16 protein-coding genes are annotated in these 16,736 nt (G+C 42.4%); 15 read left to right on the top strand and 1 reads right to left on the bottom strand.

The window, feature by feature from the left end; all coding sequences use genetic code 11:
• The first annotated feature begins 198 nt into the window (after nt 1-198).
• The 4 genes from DEU30_RS07520 to DEU30_RS07505 all read left to right on the top strand — a co-directional run bounded on the left by DEU30_RS07520 (nt 199) and on the right by DEU30_RS07505 (nt 2,764).
• Nucleotides 199-459, top strand: coding sequence for a helix-turn-helix domain-containing protein (locus DEU30_RS07520; RefSeq protein ID WP_114981875.1), 261 nt, complete (start codon nt 199-201; stop codon nt 457-459).
• On the top strand, nt 452-1,732 hold the full coding sequence (locus DEU30_RS07515) for a HipA domain-containing protein (RefSeq protein WP_114981876.1): 1,281 nt from the start codon (nt 452-454) through the stop codon (nt 1,730-1,732). The genes DEU30_RS07520 and DEU30_RS07515 overlap by 8 nt, the downstream gene beginning before the upstream one ends.
• A gap of 202 nt (nt 1,733-1,934) precedes the next feature.
• Nucleotides 1,935-2,306 (top strand): type II toxin-antitoxin system HigB family toxin, encoded by a 372-nt coding sequence (locus tag DEU30_RS07510; RefSeq protein ID WP_114981877.1) that lies wholly within the window; start codon nt 1,935-1,937, stop codon nt 2,304-2,306.
• A gap of 5 nt (nt 2,307-2,311) precedes the next feature.
• Nucleotides 2,312-2,764 (top strand): hypothetical protein, encoded by a 453-nt coding sequence (locus tag DEU30_RS07505; protein ID WP_114981878.1) that lies wholly within the window; start codon nt 2,312-2,314, stop codon nt 2,762-2,764.
• A 59-nt stretch (nt 2,765-2,823) separates the two neighbouring features.
• Here DEU30_RS07505 and DEU30_RS07500 read toward each other — a convergent pair whose 3' ends face one another.
• On the bottom strand, nt 2,824-4,215 hold the full coding sequence (locus tag DEU30_RS07500; protein ID WP_114981879.1) for an MBL fold metallo-hydrolase: 1,392 nt from the start codon (nt 4,213-4,215) through the stop codon (nt 2,824-2,826).
• Between the two features lie 287 nt (nt 4,216-4,502).
• Here DEU30_RS07500 and DEU30_RS07495 point away from each other — a divergent pair, with 287 nt between their 5' ends.
• The 11 genes from DEU30_RS07495 (at nt 4,503) to DEU30_RS07440 (ending at nt 16,735) form a co-directional block, all read left to right on the top strand.
• Nucleotides 4,503-5,078 carry a hypothetical protein gene (locus tag DEU30_RS07495; protein WP_133493655.1) on the top strand — a complete coding sequence of 192 codons (576 nt, stop codon included), beginning with the start codon at nt 4,503-4,505 and terminating at the stop codon, nt 5,076-5,078.
• Nucleotides 5,068-5,964, top strand: a complete 897-nt coding sequence (locus tag DEU30_RS07490) for a nucleotidyl transferase AbiEii/AbiGii toxin family protein (RefSeq protein ID WP_166649034.1) — start codon at nt 5,068-5,070, stop codon at nt 5,962-5,964. Before DEU30_RS07495 ends, DEU30_RS07490 begins: the two co-directional genes overlap by 11 nt.
• 401 nt (nt 5,965-6,365) lie before the next feature.
• The gene (locus tag DEU30_RS07480; protein ID WP_227016343.1) at nt 6,366-7,625 is read left to right on the top strand and encodes a Fic family protein; all 1,260 of its coding nucleotides are present in this window, start codon (nt 6,366-6,368) and stop codon (nt 7,623-7,625) included.
• Between the two features lie 305 nt (nt 7,626-7,930).
• Entirely contained in the window at nt 7,931-8,917 is a 987-nt protein-coding gene (locus DEU30_RS07475) for a Wzz/FepE/Etk N-terminal domain-containing protein (protein ID WP_114981883.1), read from the top strand.
• Nucleotides 8,918-9,000: 83 nt separating this feature from the next.
• On the top strand, nt 9,001-10,086 hold the full coding sequence (rfbB, locus tag DEU30_RS07470) for a dTDP-glucose 4,6-dehydratase (RefSeq protein WP_114981884.1): 1,086 nt from the start codon (nt 9,001-9,003) through the stop codon (nt 10,084-10,086).
• Nucleotides 10,083-10,961, top strand: a complete 879-nt coding sequence (gene rfbA / locus DEU30_RS07465) for a glucose-1-phosphate thymidylyltransferase RfbA (protein ID WP_114981885.1) — start codon at nt 10,083-10,085, stop codon at nt 10,959-10,961. The genes rfbB and rfbA overlap by 4 nt, the downstream gene beginning before the upstream one ends.
• A 7-nt stretch (nt 10,962-10,968) precedes the next feature.
• Nucleotides 10,969-12,027 carry a TDP-N-acetylfucosamine:lipid II N-acetylfucosaminyltransferase gene (locus tag DEU30_RS07460; RefSeq protein ID WP_114981886.1) on the top strand — a complete coding sequence of 353 codons (1,059 nt, stop codon included), beginning with the start codon at nt 10,969-10,971 and terminating at the stop codon, nt 12,025-12,027.
• A complete protein-coding gene (locus DEU30_RS07455; RefSeq protein ID WP_114981887.1) occupies nt 12,024-12,926 on the top strand; it encodes a formyltransferase family protein in 903 nt (300 codons plus the stop codon). Before DEU30_RS07460 ends, DEU30_RS07455 begins: the two co-directional genes overlap by 4 nt.
• Nucleotides 12,923-14,053 (top strand): dTDP-4-amino-4,6-dideoxygalactose transaminase, encoded by a 1,131-nt coding sequence (gene rffA / locus DEU30_RS07450; protein ID WP_114981888.1) that lies wholly within the window; start codon nt 12,923-12,925, stop codon nt 14,051-14,053. The genes DEU30_RS07455 and rffA overlap by 4 nt, the downstream gene beginning before the upstream one ends.
• Nucleotides 14,050-15,477 carry an oligosaccharide flippase family protein gene (locus tag DEU30_RS07445; protein WP_114981889.1) on the top strand — a complete coding sequence of 476 codons (1,428 nt, stop codon included), beginning with the start codon at nt 14,050-14,052 and terminating at the stop codon, nt 15,475-15,477. Before rffA ends, DEU30_RS07445 begins: the two co-directional genes overlap by 4 nt.
• 130 nt (nt 15,478-15,607) lie before the next feature.
• Nucleotides 15,608-16,735, top strand: coding sequence for a glycosyltransferase family 4 protein (locus DEU30_RS07440; RefSeq protein ID WP_114981890.1), 1,128 nt, complete (start codon nt 15,608-15,610; stop codon nt 16,733-16,735).
• Nucleotide 16,736: the final 1 nt, after the last annotated feature.

The following is a 16,736-nucleotide window of genomic DNA, read 5'->3' as shown; positions in this document are numbered from 1 at the left end:
CGTGCACGCCATGTAGCCTGACATTTATGTCAGGTGAGATATTGGCCCTGACATAAATGTCAGGCTACATTCACTCGTTCAAATGAATAAACAAGAACTCCACAATAAATAAAGCATATTCATTAGATCTAATGAATTAAATTGATCTAATCTAAAAAAAGCTCTATATTCACTCTATTGCGTGAATTAGGAGCTACTATGTTGTTAGAGGCGAAAAACACAAAGGTCATTGGAAAAGTAGCGAAAGTTGTGCGGCAACAGCAAAAGCTGGATCAGACAACAGCTGGGTCATTTGCTGGTTGCGGTATTAACTTTGTTAGCCAATTTGAGAACGGAAAACCAACTGTGCAACTGGAGAAAGCGCTTAACATGCTCTCAGCGTTGGGTATAAAAGTGTATTTGGATGTCCCCGACAGCTCATGCAATCAAAAGCTACAAGAGCTAACCGGCAATGAGTGAATCCATAGTTGAAGAACGCCGTCTTGTCGTTTATATCAACGATAATATTGTCGGCGAACTGCGCGAGCACAATGGTTTATGGGCATTTGAATACGCCCTCGACTGGCTCAGTAAGCCGAATGCCTTTCCGCTTACTCCGTCGCTCCTCTTACGGCAAGAAGCGCATATCGATACCGGCACCAAACGCCCAGTTCAATGGTTTTTTGACAACCTGTTGCCGGAAGAGAAAGCCCGCGAGGTTTTGGCAAAAGACTATCAACTAGATAAAGAGGACGCATTTGCGCTTCTAGAGGCTATAGGGTCTGAATCAGCAGGTGCTATTACCTTGCTAAAACCCGATGAGAAACTGCCGCCGGGTGAACTGTTTCCTTTGTCGGACAAAGAACTAAGCCAACGAATTCAAAAATTGCCGAAAACACAGCTCAATAATAAAGAACGTAAGCGCATGTCGCTTGCTGGCGCACAGCATAAAATGTTGTTGGTAATAAAAGGAAAAGAGCGGTTTGAGCCAAGCGGGCAGGTGCCATCAACGCATATTTTAAAACCGGAACACTCTGAACCGGGCTCATACTGGTTTACTGTGCGCAATGAACACTTCGTAATGACATTAGCCGAAAAGTGCCAGTTAACGGTTCCACGTGTTGCTATCGATTACATCCCGGAACCGGTCTACATTGTTGAACGCTTTGATCGTACTGGGCAACTACCAAACATTAAGCGGCTTCATGTTCTGGATGGTTGCCAAATTTTGGATATTTCTGCATCGGCTAAATACCGGGCAAGTAACGTCACCGCGCTTAATCGTTTAATTGCAATGACACGAGCTCCCGCGCAAACGGCAATCCGTTTGTTTCGCTGGGCGCTGTTTAATTTCCTTGTTGGTAACGGCGATGCTCACTTAAAAAACCTGACATTTTCATACAGTTTGAACGACTGCCAGCTGATGCCACATTATGACCTTTTATCGACAGCTGTTTACGCAGCTGCCGGTGAGCATATTAATGAGGAGTTGTCTCAGCCATTGGGAAATGCGAGGAACTTTGGGCAAGTCACCCGGGAGAACGTGTTAGTTTTCGCGCAAGAGCTTAGGTTAAGTCAGCGTGTTGCAGAGCGTGAAATTGACAAACTTTGCGTTCAAATTCAACAGCAGGCAGATGAACTTATTGCACAGATAGAAGAGATGCCTGTTTATGAGGGAAAAGCTGGTGAATTGCAACTATTGCGTAATATCCGGTACAGGTGCATCGGGGAATTTGTCAATCAAATTACCTGACCTCTTCGTAGCCCCGGCATGAATACGATGTAGCCTGACATTTATGTCAGGTGAGACATTTGCCCTGACATAAATGTCAGGCTACTCAAACCCCCTAAATTTGACACGAACGGAATCAAAACTAATATACTATTTCGCCTCAAATAACGGATATTGCCAAATATCGCAAAATGCGATATTGTTTTAAGTGTAAGGATACACATTGCGAATTATTACTAAAAAGCGAATAAAAGATGCCATGCTCGCCTACCCGCAATGGCAGATAGGCTTAGATTTATGGTGTCAGGTTTTTGACCAGAAGCAGCTTAACGCTAATTCTTATCAAGAGATTAAAAAAGCATGGTTAGATGCTTCTGGTTGGAACACAGATCGTATTGCCGGGAAACGGCTTAAGAACGAGCATGGCGATTATGGTTCAGTGTTTGATTTGTATGTTTTCGATGTTCACGGTACTGATTGCCGGATACTTGCAAAACTGGGTCATGACATATTGTTTATCAGAGGCGTTTTTTCGCACGCGAAATACGATAAATGGTGTAAACAAAACGTACACCAGGGCAAATTAAAGAGGTAGCTGTTATGAATGCTCAACAGGATGATATTTTAGCGCTTGGGCAAGTTGCTTCCGCACTAAGTGCAACGGCAATGAAATTTGCAGGTAGTGCAGACGAGCTTTTTCGTTACACTTCTATGCCAATAGAGTCAGAAGACGAAGTCCTCGAACGTGCTGAGGTTATGGACTATTTAACGGATCTCGCCACGCACGATAATGACATTGTTTTAGTCTTTGCTAACTCTATAGCTGATCGTATTGAAGAGTTTGAAAAGCAAATGGATATGCCCAAAGTTTCTGTGGCGGAGCGTTTGCGTTTGCTTATGGACTCAAAGTCCGTTAAGCAGAAAGACCTTAAGAACGTGGCTCCACAAAGCGTTATCAGCGAAATTTTAAACGGAAAACGTAACGTTAATTTAAAGCAAGCCAAAGGCTTATCCACATTTTTTAACCTACCCGTGGACTATTTTGTGGACTGATATGCCCACAATGTAGCCTGACATTTATGTCAGGTGGGATATTGCCCCTGACATAAATGTCAGGCTACGTCCAACCCGTAACGAGCTTTAATCTTAGCCGCTAACGCTTGTCGTGCATCGGCTTCGCCATGAATTAACCGTATGCGCTTAACCGGCTCTTCGGTGGCGTTAACAAAGTCCAGCAGCTCTTGTTGGTCGGCGTGGGCGGAGTAGCCGCCTAAGGTATAGATGCCCGCTTTAATCCAAACCCGCTCGTGGTCAAGCTCGACATAACCGCCACCCGGACCATATTGCTGAATATCCCGTCCCGGTGTACCCGCAGCCTGATACCCGACAAACAGCACATCAGTGCGCGGGTCTGGTAACAAAGCTTTTAAGTAGTTCAGCATGCGCCCGCCGGTACACATACCGCTGGCAGCAATAACTATGCAAGGGTCACCGCTACTCTGCAAAAGGTTCACAATGCGCTCGTGTTCGCTGTGCTCATCTACCGTCAGCAAGCGGTCAAAATTAAGCGGATGGCGGTCATCACTTAAACGTTTGCGAGCTTCTTCGTCCCATAAATTCTTCATTGTTCGGTATTGTTTTGTGAACTGCACAGCCAGCGGGGAATCCAGAATAACCGTCATTTTATGCCAAACTTTATTCACCTCACCGGTTTCAGCTTCCTGCTCACGCGCGGTGTGAATAATGTCTTCCAGTTCGTACAGAAGCTCCTGCGTGCGACCAATACTAAAAGCCGGAATTAAAATAACACCTTTGTTCTCCACGCAACGCTCAACCACGGCTTTTAACCGCTGAGAACGGTCAGCGCGGGACTCATGGTTTTTGTCGCCGTAGGTGCTTTCAAGCAGTAAAAAGTCAGCGCGCTCTAATGGCGTAGGGTCGGGCAATAGTGGCGTGTTTTTACAGCCCAGATCACCTGAGAACACCACGCGGTAGTGGGTACTCACATTCTCAATTTCAACATAGGCCGAGCCCAGAATATGTCCGGCTTGACGAAAACGCAGTTTAAAGCGCTCTGCGGCAAAGTCCGCAGGTAGTTCAATCCATTTATCGTAAGCTGTAGGCCGCAGCTGGCGGCGTAAGCGGGCAATAACCGCATCAATAATTTCTCCATTACGGGTTAAGCCAATTTTCAGAGCGTCCTCAATAACCAGCGGCAGCAACAGCGCGGTGGCTTTGGTGCAGTATATGGGACCGACAAAGCCCGCAATAAGCAACCAGGGCAAACGGCCTACGTGGTCTATGTGGCAGTGAGTCACTACCAGCGCCTGTACCTTGCTTATATCAAAGTCTATTTCCTGGGCGTTAGAATTCGCGCCGGAACCGGAAGTCTCGGCCCCCTGAAATAAACCGCAATCAATGAGTAGTGAGTGGTCACTGTCTAAAAATAGCTCGTGGCAAGAGCCTGTAACCCCTTCAAACGCGCCGTGATGAATAACATCCATGTGTAGGTTCCTTTTATCGTTGATCGCTTTATGCAACACCCCAGTAGCCTGATGCTATTGCATCAGGTGAGATCTATCCTGACGTAATAACGTCAGGCTACATTTAGGAGGTAAGATTACATAAGCCTATGAAACAACGCTATCGGACAAAAGGGTGATATTGGATCATTCCAAATAACCGAGGTTTTAAGTCTACAGTAGGTTATCCTTTTTAATAACTAACTGTAGACTTCATTGATTGCTTAGTATACATTAGGTTATCAATTTTATTAACCTAATGCGCATCCATGAGCACACATCAGTTGAAAAGTAAGTTACATGCGTTGCAAAAATATACACATCACGCGCTTGTATCAATGCCACAATTCAGGATGTTAATGCCAGAATACTCAAACGATGCGTTAAAAGTACGTCTAAATTACCTTGTAAAAAAGGGCGTGCTTCAAAAGGTTTGTCGGGGAGTATGGGCTTTTCCTGAAAGCCACTATTACCACTCGACCAGTATTTTACACTTACCACATTTGGTGCATCCAACCAGTCTTAATTATCTTAGTTTGGAGTCTGTACTCAGTAAGTACAGTGTTATCAGTCAGCAGATGTTTGATTATGCTACGGTAATGACAACGGGGCGGAATGGAATATTCAAAACTCCGCTTGGGACGCTTGAGCTTACACACACTAAGCGTGATCCAATAAAAATTACTAATGAGACGTATCCATTAGACGACTACCCATTGAGAGAAGCGACTATTAAGAGGGCCTACTTAGATTTGAAAAACGTCGGGCGAAACCTCGAATTGGTTGACCAGGATGCTTTAAGTGAAGCGATTACAAGACAAGGAAGTGATGACTATGAATATTAAAGCACTTGCACAAAAAATTTGTGCTGATTCGCCTGAGTTAGCGGGCCTTACGACAACAGTTGAAAAAGAGCTTCTCCATTATGAAGTATTAGCTTCAATGGCAAAGCATGGTTTTCTGAAACAATTGACCTTTCAAGGTGGTACCTGTCTGCGAATGATGTATGGCTCGAATAGGCTATCGGAAGATTTGGACTTTGTGGGTGGCGCGAATTTCGACTTTGATCAGCTAGCCCATCTTCGCGATTGCTTACACGAAGACCTGTCGCAAAGGCACAACCTAAGAGTCAATGTTACTGAACCCAATTACGATAAACTATCGGATAGAGAAGCTATTCAGGTGGGCCGTTGGAAAATATCTATTGAAACCGAACCTGAAAAGAAAAGCCTGCCATGGCAGAAAGTTAAATTAGAAATTGCAACAGTTGTTGCCCATACGCAAGTTCTAAGGCCGCTTGTAAAAACCTATCCTAGTGTTCCCGATGCCTACGTAAGCATTCTTCTCAATTGTGAAACTCTAGAAGAAATTGCCGCTGATAAATTTGTTGCGCTAGCCCTGCGCCGCGCTATTAAAGCACGCGACGTTTGGGACATCGCTTGGTTAAATCAGCGTAATGTACAGGTAGATGCGGAGTTAGTTCGAACCAAGTTTCAGGACTATCATCAAACTACCGGTTTTGAAGCGCTTTCCGGGCGGCTAAAAGAACTACCATCTTATATGGCTTCAGGTGATTTTGAGCAGGAAATGCGACGCTTTCTACACTCATCAACGGTCGCTAATAGTATCGAACAGGATGGCTTTGTCGACTATCTTGTCGATACCGTGATCCGAATGGGCGACCAGCTATTACGAGCGCAAAGTAGTGGTTCGCCAAAATTTAAGATGTGAGTAAGCGTAGCCTGACAATACCGTCGGTTATAACTTCGTCGTAATTACTATCATCAATATTTGGGTATACATCGTACACAAGGTGTCCAAGCTCATGAGCAAGAGTAAAACGTTGTCTTACTGGTGGGTCAGTCAACCTTTCCCTCGTACTGAGCACTTTTTAACTGTAGCTCTCTCATCTGCGCTTCAAGTTCAGATATTTGGTTTTGTAGTTCTGCTGTATCCTTATCATTTACGCTCATAACTGCATCCATTCAGTTGTTTACAGTTGCATTATAGCAACTTTTAGCGTTATAGTTATGTTAAAAACTCAGTTTAACGTGATAGTTATGTAAGTTTTATTATTTTGCGCTATAGCGGCTTATAGAACGGCTTATGAGCTACGTCCAGTAGAAGGCACCGTGTTTGTCGCTGATGCCGTGGCGGCGCGCAGAACCATCGATATTGCGTCCATTCTAACTATTTATATTTGGCCGGGCTCAACCAGCGACCTTGTCGAACCGTTTTTGCCCGAAATGAAGCGCTCCGCACCAGCTCGTCAGTATTTAGAAAACTTAACGGTGAGTCGCTCTAAAGTAAAAAAGAGCCTGGGCCAAAGTTGGGTGGAGGAGCGCCTGTGTATTGAACTTAAACGCACCAATAATGAAGACAGTTTGAATCAGATACGCGACCAGGCACGAGTGTTTGCCGATAAACAGGGTTTTGAAACTGAGTTTGAAAAATTAAATGCGATTATAAGCGCTTTGTTGACAACCCATTCAGGTGAATCGATATTAAAAACCGAAGTGGGCCTGGCTAGTGCTAAGCAAGAACCGTTTGACGTGCATCGCATTGCACTGTTTAAAGACCTGGCCAATTACCTTAAGCGCTGTCAGTTACCCAAATTACCTTATGAATACAATAAGTCTGGTTGGAATCACCTCGCTTTTTTCGAAAGTTATTTTTCAAATTACATAGAAGGCACAGAGTTTGAGATTGACGAGGCGGAACAAATCGTCTTCCAACGCAGTGAAATTAATAATCGACATGCAGACAGTCATGATGTTCTTTCTATCTACGACCAGGTGGTTGACTACCAAGGCATGAGCATTACACCCGAAACACCTGACGAACTAATTGGAAGCCTGCAGCGCCGTCACTTCGAATTTTTGTTTGAGCGCCCAGACAAAAACCCCGGGGAATTTAAATCGAGAGTCAATAAAGCCGGTAGCAGTACTTTTGTAAGTCCCGAAGATGTCGTAGGCACACTAACGCAGGCATTTGCCATTTATAAGTCGGTGCCTGAGGGGCTCGCCAGAGCCATATTCTTGCAATTTTTAGTGTCAGAATGTCATCCGTTTGACGACGGTAACGGCCGACTGTCACGCATAATGATGAATGCAGAGCTTCATGCAGCAGGCGAATATAAACTAATAGTACCGACAGTGCATCGAGACAGTTATTTGAATGGGCTTAGAAAAGCCACTCGCGATGGAAACTTTAAAACCCTGGTAAAAGTTTTTTACCAACTGCAACGCTATACCGCATCTATAGACTGGGCGGACTATGGTGAAGCAAGAGACACGCTGGAAGCGCATAAAGCCCACTTGTTACCTGATGAAGGCATTGCTGACTTTAATCGACATATTCGTCAATACCGGTTTACCCCGCCGGTCATGTAGCCTGATGCTATTGCATCAGGTGCGGTATATCCGGTTCAACCACCGTCAAAATAATTCGGTGATGCCACCGCTGTGAGACACCGCCCCTGACGTAAACGTCAGGCTACGCCATCCCAACCAACGGAACCAACCGCTCAAAATTCCATCGAAAAGGGAGTGAAAAGCCTTTGTAGGACAAGGGCTGCATGCGCTATTATACGCGCTTGATCTAAATTCAGTAACGCACATATCACAAAAAAATAACAGAGCTATCGGTCTATGGGAGCCGCACCCTATGGGCGGTAGCGTGCCTTAAGGCCTAAAAAATGACAAAAGATACTCAAAACGCCCCGCTAACACCATCTAACTACGAACCGCAACGCCATCCGGATTACCAAGATGACGAAATAGACCTGCGTGAACTATTCGGCATAATCTGGCAAGGTAAATGGTGGATTATCGCCATTACCTTTGTGTTTGCGGTGGGGGCGGTTATTTACTCATTAAGCCTACCTAACATTTATAAGTCTGAGGCAACGCTGGCGCCGACTGAGGAAGCCAGTGGTGGTGGGATCTCGCAAATGGCTGGACAATTGGGGGGACTAGCTAGTTTAGCCGGGGTTAACTTAGGTCAGCAAGGTGCGGATAAAACCACTATTGCGTTAGAAATACTTAAGTCACGTGCGTTTATTAGAGGCTTTGTCGAAAAATATGACATTCTGCCGGAGCTTATGGCGGTCGAAGGGTGGAACCGTGGTAGTGGCATCGAATTTGACGATGAAACCTATAACTCAGACTCTCAAGAGTGGGTGAGAGAAGTCGAGCCGCCTAAACAGCCAGAACCGTCCAGCTGGGAATACGTAAAAGTATTTAGAGAAGAGGTTCTGGAAGTTAGCAAGGACGACACGACAGGCTTAGTGACTATAGCGGTTAACCATCAGTCACCAGAAATTGCTCAGCAATGGGTGGTTTGGCTTATTGAAGAAATAAATAATCATATGCGCGAAAGGGACATTCAGGAAGCTCAGCGAAGCTTGGAGTATCTAGATGAAGAACTTCAGAATACCTCTTTAAGCGACATGCAGCAGGTATTTTATCAGCTAATAGAAAAGCAAACTCAAACTATTATGCTGGCGAATGTCCGCCCTGAGTACATTTTTCAAACCTTAGACCCTGCAGTGGTACCAGAACAAAAGGCGAAACCATCACGCGCTTTAATATGCATTATTGGTACCTTCCTAGGCGGCTTTTTAGGCGTTGGGTTTGTTTTAGTCCGAAACATATTTAGAAAAGAAAATGAAGATGTAGCCTGACGTTGCACGTCAGGTGTGATATTTAATTCCGTAACTTGACGTTCTACGTCAGGTGAGATATCTAAATTAATAAAATGAATTCTATGAAAATACTAGTTACAGGCGGAGCAGGCTTCATAGGCTCAGCAGTTATCCGCCATCTAATAAATGACACGAATCACAGTGTTGTTAATGTTGATAAGTTAACCTACGCAGGCAACCTAGAAAGCCTGGCATCTGTTAGTAAGAATGAGCGATATGCATTCGAGCAAGTTGATATTTGCGACGCAAACGAAATAAAGCGTGTATTCGAGCAGCATCAACCTGACGTTGTCATGCACTTAGCTGCAGAGTCTCACGTGGATCGCTCTATCGACGGTCCTGGCGAATTTATGCAAACCAACATTATTGGTACCTACACGCTATTAGACCAGACAAGAGCGTACTGGCAGAGCTTGCCGGAAAGTAAAAAAGCCATTTTTAAATTTCATCATATATCGACCGACGAAGTGTATGGTGACTTACCACACCCAGACACTCATAAGGGTGATTTACCGCTATTCACCGAAACCACTGCGTACAAGCCCAGCTCGCCGTACAGTGCCTCAAAAGCAAGCAGTGACCATTTAGTCAGAGCCTGGCATCGTACGTATAGCCTGCCAACGGTTATTACTAACTGCTCAAACAATTACGGGCCGTATCATTTCCCGGAAAAGCTTGTTCCCTTAATGATTTTGAATGCTTTAGACGGTAAACCACTGCCTGTTTACGGCAAAGGGAACCAGATACGCGATTGGCTATACGTCGAAGACCATGCACGAGCGTTAGTGACCGTGGCAACCGAAGGTAAAGTAGGCGAAACCTACAACATTGGTGGTCACAACGAAAAGCAAAACATTGACGTGGTGACTACTATTTGTGAAATACTCGACGAGTTAGTACCAAATAATACGCCGTACAAAGAGCTGATAAGCTACGTTGAGGATCGCCCCGGTCACGATATGCGCTACGCGATTGATTCTACTAAAATCAAGAATGACTTAGGCTGGGTACCTGAAGAAACGTTCGAGTCAGGTATACGAAAAACTGTGCAGTGGTACCTGGATAACCAAAAATGGTGCCAGCGTGTGCAGGACGGTAGTTACCAACGCGAGCGTCTAGGAAGTGCTCAGTCAGGAGAAGTGTTATGAAAGGAATAGTATTAGCAGGCGGATCAGGAACGCGCTTATACCCAATAACAAAAGGTGTTTCGAAGCAGTTACTACCCATCTACGACAAGCCTATGATTTATTATCCGCTATCGGCTTTAATGCTAGCTGGCATTCGTGAAATACTCATTATTTCCACACCAGAAGACTTACCAAATTTTGAAAAGCTGTTAGGTGATGGTTCTCAGTTTGGCATAAAGCTCTCTTACAAAGAGCAGCCGAGTCCAGATGGTTTAGCACAAGCTTTTATCATTGGAGAAGAATTCATTGGTGATGACAGTGTGTGCCTAGTACTGGGTGATAACATTTATTATGGGCATGGATTTAGACCCAAACTGCTAGACGCTGTAAAACGAACTGAGACTGATGGTGGGGCAACTGTATTTGGCTATCAGGTAAAAGACCCTGAGCGTTTTGGAGTGGTGGAATTTGATAACGACAATAAAGTTCTGTCAATTGAAGAAAAGCCAGCCGAACCAAAATCAAATTTTGCGGTTACCGGTTTATACTTTTATGACAACGACGTGGTTGAGATTTCTAAAAATGTTACTCCTTCAGCGAGAGGAGAGTTAGAGATAACGGACATCAACAAAGCCTATTTAGAAAATGGAAGCTTAAACGTCGAGTTATTGCGCCGAGGCTTTGCATGGTTAGATACTGGTACACACGAGAGCCTGCTCGAAGCTGCCCAGTTTGTCGAAACTATCGAAAGACGCCAAGGTTATAAAATTGCATGTCTAGAAGAAATTGGATTCAATCAAAAGTGGCTATCTGAATTACAGTTGTTAAATAATGCTGAACAGTTAAAGAAAAATGGATATGGCCAATATTTATTAGACTTGGTAAAAGGCAAGTAGATCTTCTGTGATACTTCATGTTGCGAATCTTGATAAATTCATTCCTCCCTTTGTCAAATTAATCAATGAAAACTTCGATGGTAAGAAGCATTTATTTTGCGTTTTGGGTAATAATAAAAAGTATCCAATACGTCAACAAAATAACCTTAAAATATCCAAACCCACACTAATTGGTGTTGTAAAACATTATGCGCGAGTTTTCAGGGATATTCAGCGTGCAGAAAAAGTAATTTTGCATGGACTATTTGATATTCGTCTAATCATTTTACTTTCGATGATGCCGTGGGTTTTGAAGAAATGCTACTGGATTATTTGGGGGGGAGACTTGTATTTTTATCAAACGCCGAAGCCTAGAAAAAGGGATAAAATAAAAGAGGCTTTTAGGTCATTCGTCATAAAGCGTTTAGGTTACTTGGTTACTTACATACCTGGTGATGTGGCACTTGCGAGAAAATGGTACAAAGCTCAAGGGACATATAAAGAGTGTCTAATGTATTTAAGCAATATCGTCGATGACCAGCTTATCAAAAGCACGTCTCAACTGAATAAATCAGATAGTGAAACTATAAAAATTGTTATTGGCAACTCCGCCGATCCTAGTAATAACCATATAGAAATTCTTAAGAAATTAGCCGTTTACAAAAATAAAAATATCCGCTTAATAGTTCCTTTATCATATGGCGATAAAGAAAATGCAGAAAAAGTTATTTCTTATGGGCGCCAAGAGTTTGGAGACAAATTCGAACCATTAACTGCGTTTATTCCGTTAAGTGATTATAAGGGCATCCTCAAGTCGATAGATATTGCGATGTTTAACCACAAGCGTCAGCAGGCAATGGGAAATACTATAACGCTTTTAGGTATGGGAAAAGTTGTCTTTTTAAGATCTGATGTCACGCAATGGTCGTTATTTAGAAAGCTAGGTGTTGTTGTTAAGGACATCAATGAAGTTGACTTGTTTTCGCGTCTAGAAGATGATGAGTTAGCTCGGAATATACATATAATTAAATCCTATTTTAATTGTAAAACTTTAGTAATGCAGTACGAGAGGATTTTTAGCAAGTGACTAGCTTTGAATTTTATTTACTAGGCTATAAAGGATTTAAATGCTTAGAAGCGTTTTTAGATGCGTTTGGTTCAAGTAGCATAAAATTTGTTTGCGCAGAACATGATAAGAATATTGATAATGATTTCTTTGACGAAATTAAATCTCTTTGTGAAAAACGTAGTCTTACACTTATTAATAGGTATGAAGCTAGCCAAGCTACTTGCTCTGAGAGTCATACAATTAAATTCTCTATAGGTTGGCGGTGGTTAATTAAAGATAGTAAAAATTTAATAGTTTTTCATGATTCACTACTTCCGCGGTATCGAGGATTTGCTCCTGTGGTGAATGCCTTAATAAATGGGGATAATACCATTGGGGCGACAGCAATATGGGCTAGTGATGATTACGATATGGGAAACATTATTGAACAACGTTCACTGAAAATTAAATACCCAATTAAGATAGCAGATGCGATAAAGTTTCTAACCCCGCTCTATATCGAAATGTTAATAAGCATTTCAGAGAAAGCAAGAGAGAATAAAGAAATTCCATCTCACGCGCAAAATGAGGCAGAAGCGTCCTATAGCCCATGGCGTGATGAGAAAGATTACACTATAAATTGGTCAAAGGATGCAGCTTACATAAAGAGGCTAGTTGATGCTGTTGGAAAGCCATACTCAGGAGCAAGAACAACGGTTGATGGATGTGAGATAGTCTTAGAGGAAGTGGAAGTTTTGAATGATATTAATGTAGTAGATCGGGAGCAGCATATAGGTAAGGTTATATTTATGCAGGGCTCGGATCCAGTAGTGATTTGTGGTCAAGGCTTGCTGAAAATAGTTTTATTTTACGAATTTACATCTGGTATGAGACCTACTTTAAAGTTCCGCACGAGGTTTGGATACTCAAAGTTATGATTCCATTTAATAAACCACCATTGACAGGCAATGAAATTCACTACATAACTCAGGCGTTGCAAGGTAATAAAATTTCTGGTGATGGCCCGTTTGGTCAACAGTGCCAAACGTGGTTTGAACAAAACTTGCCGGCAAAGAAAACTCTTTTAACTCCCTCTTGTACTGCGGCGCTCGAACTCGCCGCTATTCTTACTGATATTCAGCCCGGTGACGAAGTCATTATGCCGAGTTACACGTTTGTCAGCACAGCTAATGCCTTCGTATTGCGGGGTGCAAAAATAGTATTTGTTGATATACGCTCTGATACAATGAACATTGATGAAACGCTAATTGAACCAGCGATCACGGAGAAAACCAAAGCTATAGTTCCTGTCCATTATGCCGGTGTTGGTTGCGAAATGGATGTGATTATGGATATCGCTGATAGGCACAACTTGTTTGTCGTGGAAGATGCTGCACAAGGTATGATGAGTTCTTATAAAGGAAAATCTTTAGGTACTATAGGGCATCTCGGTGCTTTTAGTTTCCACGAAACAAAAAACTATACTAGCGGCGGAGAAGGAGGGTTGTTGATTGTCAATGACGACACTTTCAAACAGCGTGCCGAAATCATCCGAGAAAAAGGAACGAATCGCAGTCAATTTTTCAGAGGTATGGTTGATAAGTATCAATGGGTAGATGTCGGCAGCAGCTATTTACCAAGCGAGCTTCAGGCAGCATATCTATGGGCCCAACTAAAAAGTGCGGAAAAAATTAATGAAACTCGATTAACTGCGTGGGAAAAATACCTTTTTGACTTGAGTGATTTAGAAGCGTCAGGCCTAATAGAGTTACCAACTCTCTCGGAGGGCTGTAAGCATAACGCACACATGTTTTACCTTAAGGTTGCAAACCTAGAGGAGCGTTCAGAATTAATCGAATTTCTGAAAGAGCGTAATATAATGGCTGCTTTTCATTATGTACCGCTCCATACAGCAGTTGCTGGAGAACGTTTTGGACGACTCCATGGGGACGATAAGTACACTACTGCGGAAAGTGAGCGTCTTGTACGCTTGCCACTTTGGTATGGCATTACAGAGCTGGATCAGAATCTAGTTGTTGATGCTATTAAAGAATTTTACGCGTGACCCCAAGAAAAATCCTTAGTTTTGCGATAGGTCCTGTTGGTGGGGCTTTGTTCGGACTTATAACCTTACCCTTAGTAACCTGGTTTTTTGCTCAGGAAGATGTCGGACGCTTATCAATGCTTCAAGTGACATTGAGCTTTGGTGTGTTGCTGTTTAGTCTAGGGTTAGATCAAGCTTACGTAAGGGAGTTTCACGAGCGAGAGAATAAACCAGCATTACTTAAACAAGCTTCTTTCCCTGGGCTGGTTCTGTTAATTCTTACGCTCTTGGGTTTATTGTGTTTTGGAGGGGTAATCTCAGAGTTACTATTTGGGATCTCAGCTGTCCATCTAAGTCTGCTAGTTGCACTTGCCTTATTAGCTAGTTTCATATCGCGCTTTTTATCGTTGGTATTGCGAATGAATGAGCGAGGTCTGGCTTATTCAATGAGTCAGCTCTTACCAAAATTACTACTTGTTGTCCTTGTTGGGTTATATGTATTACTGGAAGCTGATAAAACCTTAACGAACCTAGTACTAGCTACAACCGCTTCATTTGTTACAGTTACACTTGTATTTGCGTGGAATACCCGTGATGAATGGCTTAAGGCTATACCCGCACCTTTTGATCTAAGTGAAGTTAAGTCTTTGCTCCGGTTTGGTCTTCCGTTAATCCTTGGCGGCCTCGCTTTTTGGGGACTAACTGCACTTGATAAAGTGTTTCTCCGTACGCTTTCGAGTTTTGAAGAATTGGCAGTATATTCTGTCTCAGTTAGCTTTGCCGCAGCCGCTACTATATTTCAGAGTGTCTTTTCTACTGTTTGGGCACCGACAGTTTATAAATGGGCTAGTTCTGGTAAAGGTCTTGAAAATGTGGAAAAAACAACGCGTTTTGTTCTTGCTATTGTAGTCTTGCTATTTTGCTTGGTAGGGTTATTTTCTTGGATTGTCACTTATTTTTTGCCTCCAGCTTATAAACCTGTGCAATGGATTGTAGTCTCGTGTTTAGGTTTTCCTCTTCTTTATATGCTCTCAGAAACTACTGTAGTTGGTATAGGCATTTCAAGGCGAAGTTCTTTTGCAATGTTAGCTGCTTTAATCGCGTTCGGGGTGAATGTAATCGGCAACTTGTGGCTAATACCCTTATTTGGTGCTAAGGGAGCAGCTGTAAGTACATGTGTTTCATTTTTATTTTTTTTCATTTTACGTACAGAATTTTCCATATATCTCTGGCGTAAAATTCATCGAGGAACGCTTTACACATATACTACTTTTTCCGTTTCACTAGCTTGTACTTTTACTTTATATGGTGAAGTCCTGAGTAACTTGATGACGATAGCTTGGATAGTTTTAGTTTTGGCCAGTTTCGTTAGTTTCAGGCGAGAATATATATCAGTGTTTAAGTTTATTTGCGAAAAATCCAAAATTGGAATTGCCAAATCTTGAGAAGTAAATTGAAAGATCGTTGATAAAGATGTCTCCGTTTTCTTGAACATTGTAGTTCTAGTTAAATATTTTAATGTAGATAGTCCGCTTATTATTTAAGGTAAGCTATTGGGTGGTTTTATAAAGGTCTATGGAAAATAAAAAAAAGATTTTGTTGATTAACACTTCCTTCTATCCTCGTATAGGGGGAGTTGAAAATAGCCTAGTTCATTTGATTAACGAGTATAAAAAAAACGGAGATGAAGTTACTGTAGTTTGTGGCGATATAGTAGATGACACGGGGCATCGTTATCCAAAGCATGACAGAATGTTCGGTGCCGAAATCGTTAGGTTTAAAATGTGGCCATTTAAGCTTTATTGGTTAACTTGCTTCTTTTTGTTTCTTCGTTTAAAAATCAAGAATTCTTTTGATGCGGTTATTTCGAGAAGTCATGTGACCACGATACTGGGAGCTTTAACTGGGTTTAAAGTTATATATTTAGTGCCCGGAATTGCGTCTCTTCATGAAAAAGCAGGGAATAGCTCATCTTCTAATTTACGAGTTTTGTATAGTGATTTCCTGCAAAAATTGGCATTTAGTTTATGTCATAGAGTCTGTGTTTTTAGTGAAAGCATGTTTCATCAGGTGAAGAGATTATCTCCTAACTGTTCTCCTATCAAGGTGAACGCAGGTTGTGACTCAGATAGGTTTCAACCTAGATCAAGGGATGAAGAGCTAGCCCGAGAATTAGAAGTTAGTGCTAGTGATAGGGTGTTGCTCTGTGTGGGAAGGCTCAATCGAATGAAGTCTTTCGAGAAAGCTATTTCGGTAATGCCGGAACTTCCAAATGACTTTAAATTGCTAATTGTTGGTTCTGGATCAGAGGAACGTTATTTACTAAATCATGCTATTTCTTTAGGTGTCTCGGATAGAGTGAAATTCGTTGGAAGTTCAAAAACACCTGAACGATTTTATTCATTAGCAGACTTTTTTCTTTTTACATCTATTTATGAACCTTTTGGCCAAGTATTGCTAGAGGCAGCTTTTTCAGGTGTGAAGGTGGTGGCTTTGGATGACTTTTATGAAGGTGAAAATGTAAAGACGGCTACCAATGAAATATTTGAAAGTACTCCTAACCTTGTAAGGTACGCTTCAACTAAAAGTGAATTGATTTCCTGCATATTAGAAGGTTGGCATGCACCAGCTAGTGAATTTGATATATTGAGGTCTCAATTTTCGTGGGGCCGCTTAAGTTCCTCTTTGTTAAAGCTGCAGTAGA

The organism is Idiomarina sp. 017G, assembly GCF_004362265.1.
In the GTDB taxonomy this organism is placed as follows: domain Bacteria; phylum Pseudomonadota; class Gammaproteobacteria; order Enterobacterales; family Alteromonadaceae; genus Idiomarina; species Idiomarina loihiensis.
Note: the sequence above shows the minus strand (reverse complement) of the source record. Positions and strands in the feature narration are given on the sequence as shown.

Coding starts and splice junctions, on each gene's coding strand:
- DEU30_RS07490 (WP_166649034.1), top strand. CDS start 5,068: ATGAATATTAAAGCACTTGCACAAAAAATTTGTGCTGATTCGCCTGAG.
- DEU30_RS07505 (WP_114981878.1), top strand. CDS start 2,312: ATGAATGCTCAACAGGATGATATTTTAGCGCTTGGGCAAGTTGCTTCC.
- DEU30_RS07515 (WP_114981876.1), top strand. CDS start 452: ATGAGTGAATCCATAGTTGAAGAACGCCGTCTTGTCGTTTATATCAAC.
- rfbA (WP_114981885.1), top strand. CDS start 10,083: ATGAAAGGAATAGTATTAGCAGGCGGATCAGGAACGCGCTTATACCCA.
- rffA (WP_114981888.1), top strand. CDS start 12,923: ATGATTCCATTTAATAAACCACCATTGACAGGCAATGAAATTCACTAC.
- rfbB (WP_114981884.1), top strand. CDS start 9,001: ATGAAAATACTAGTTACAGGCGGAGCAGGCTTCATAGGCTCAGCAGTT.
- DEU30_RS07520 (WP_114981875.1), top strand. CDS start 199: ATGTTGTTAGAGGCGAAAAACACAAAGGTCATTGGAAAAGTAGCGAAA.
- DEU30_RS07495 (WP_133493655.1), top strand. CDS start 4,503: ATGAGCACACATCAGTTGAAAAGTAAGTTACATGCGTTGCAAAAATAT.
- DEU30_RS07440 (WP_114981890.1), top strand. CDS start 15,608: ATGGAAAATAAAAAAAAGATTTTGTTGATTAACACTTCCTTCTATCCT.
- DEU30_RS07475 (WP_114981883.1), top strand. CDS start 7,931: ATGACAAAAGATACTCAAAACGCCCCGCTAACACCATCTAACTACGAA.
- DEU30_RS07500 (WP_114981879.1), bottom strand. CDS start 4,215: ATGGATGTTATTCATCACGGCGCGTTTGAAGGGGTTACAGGCTCTTGC.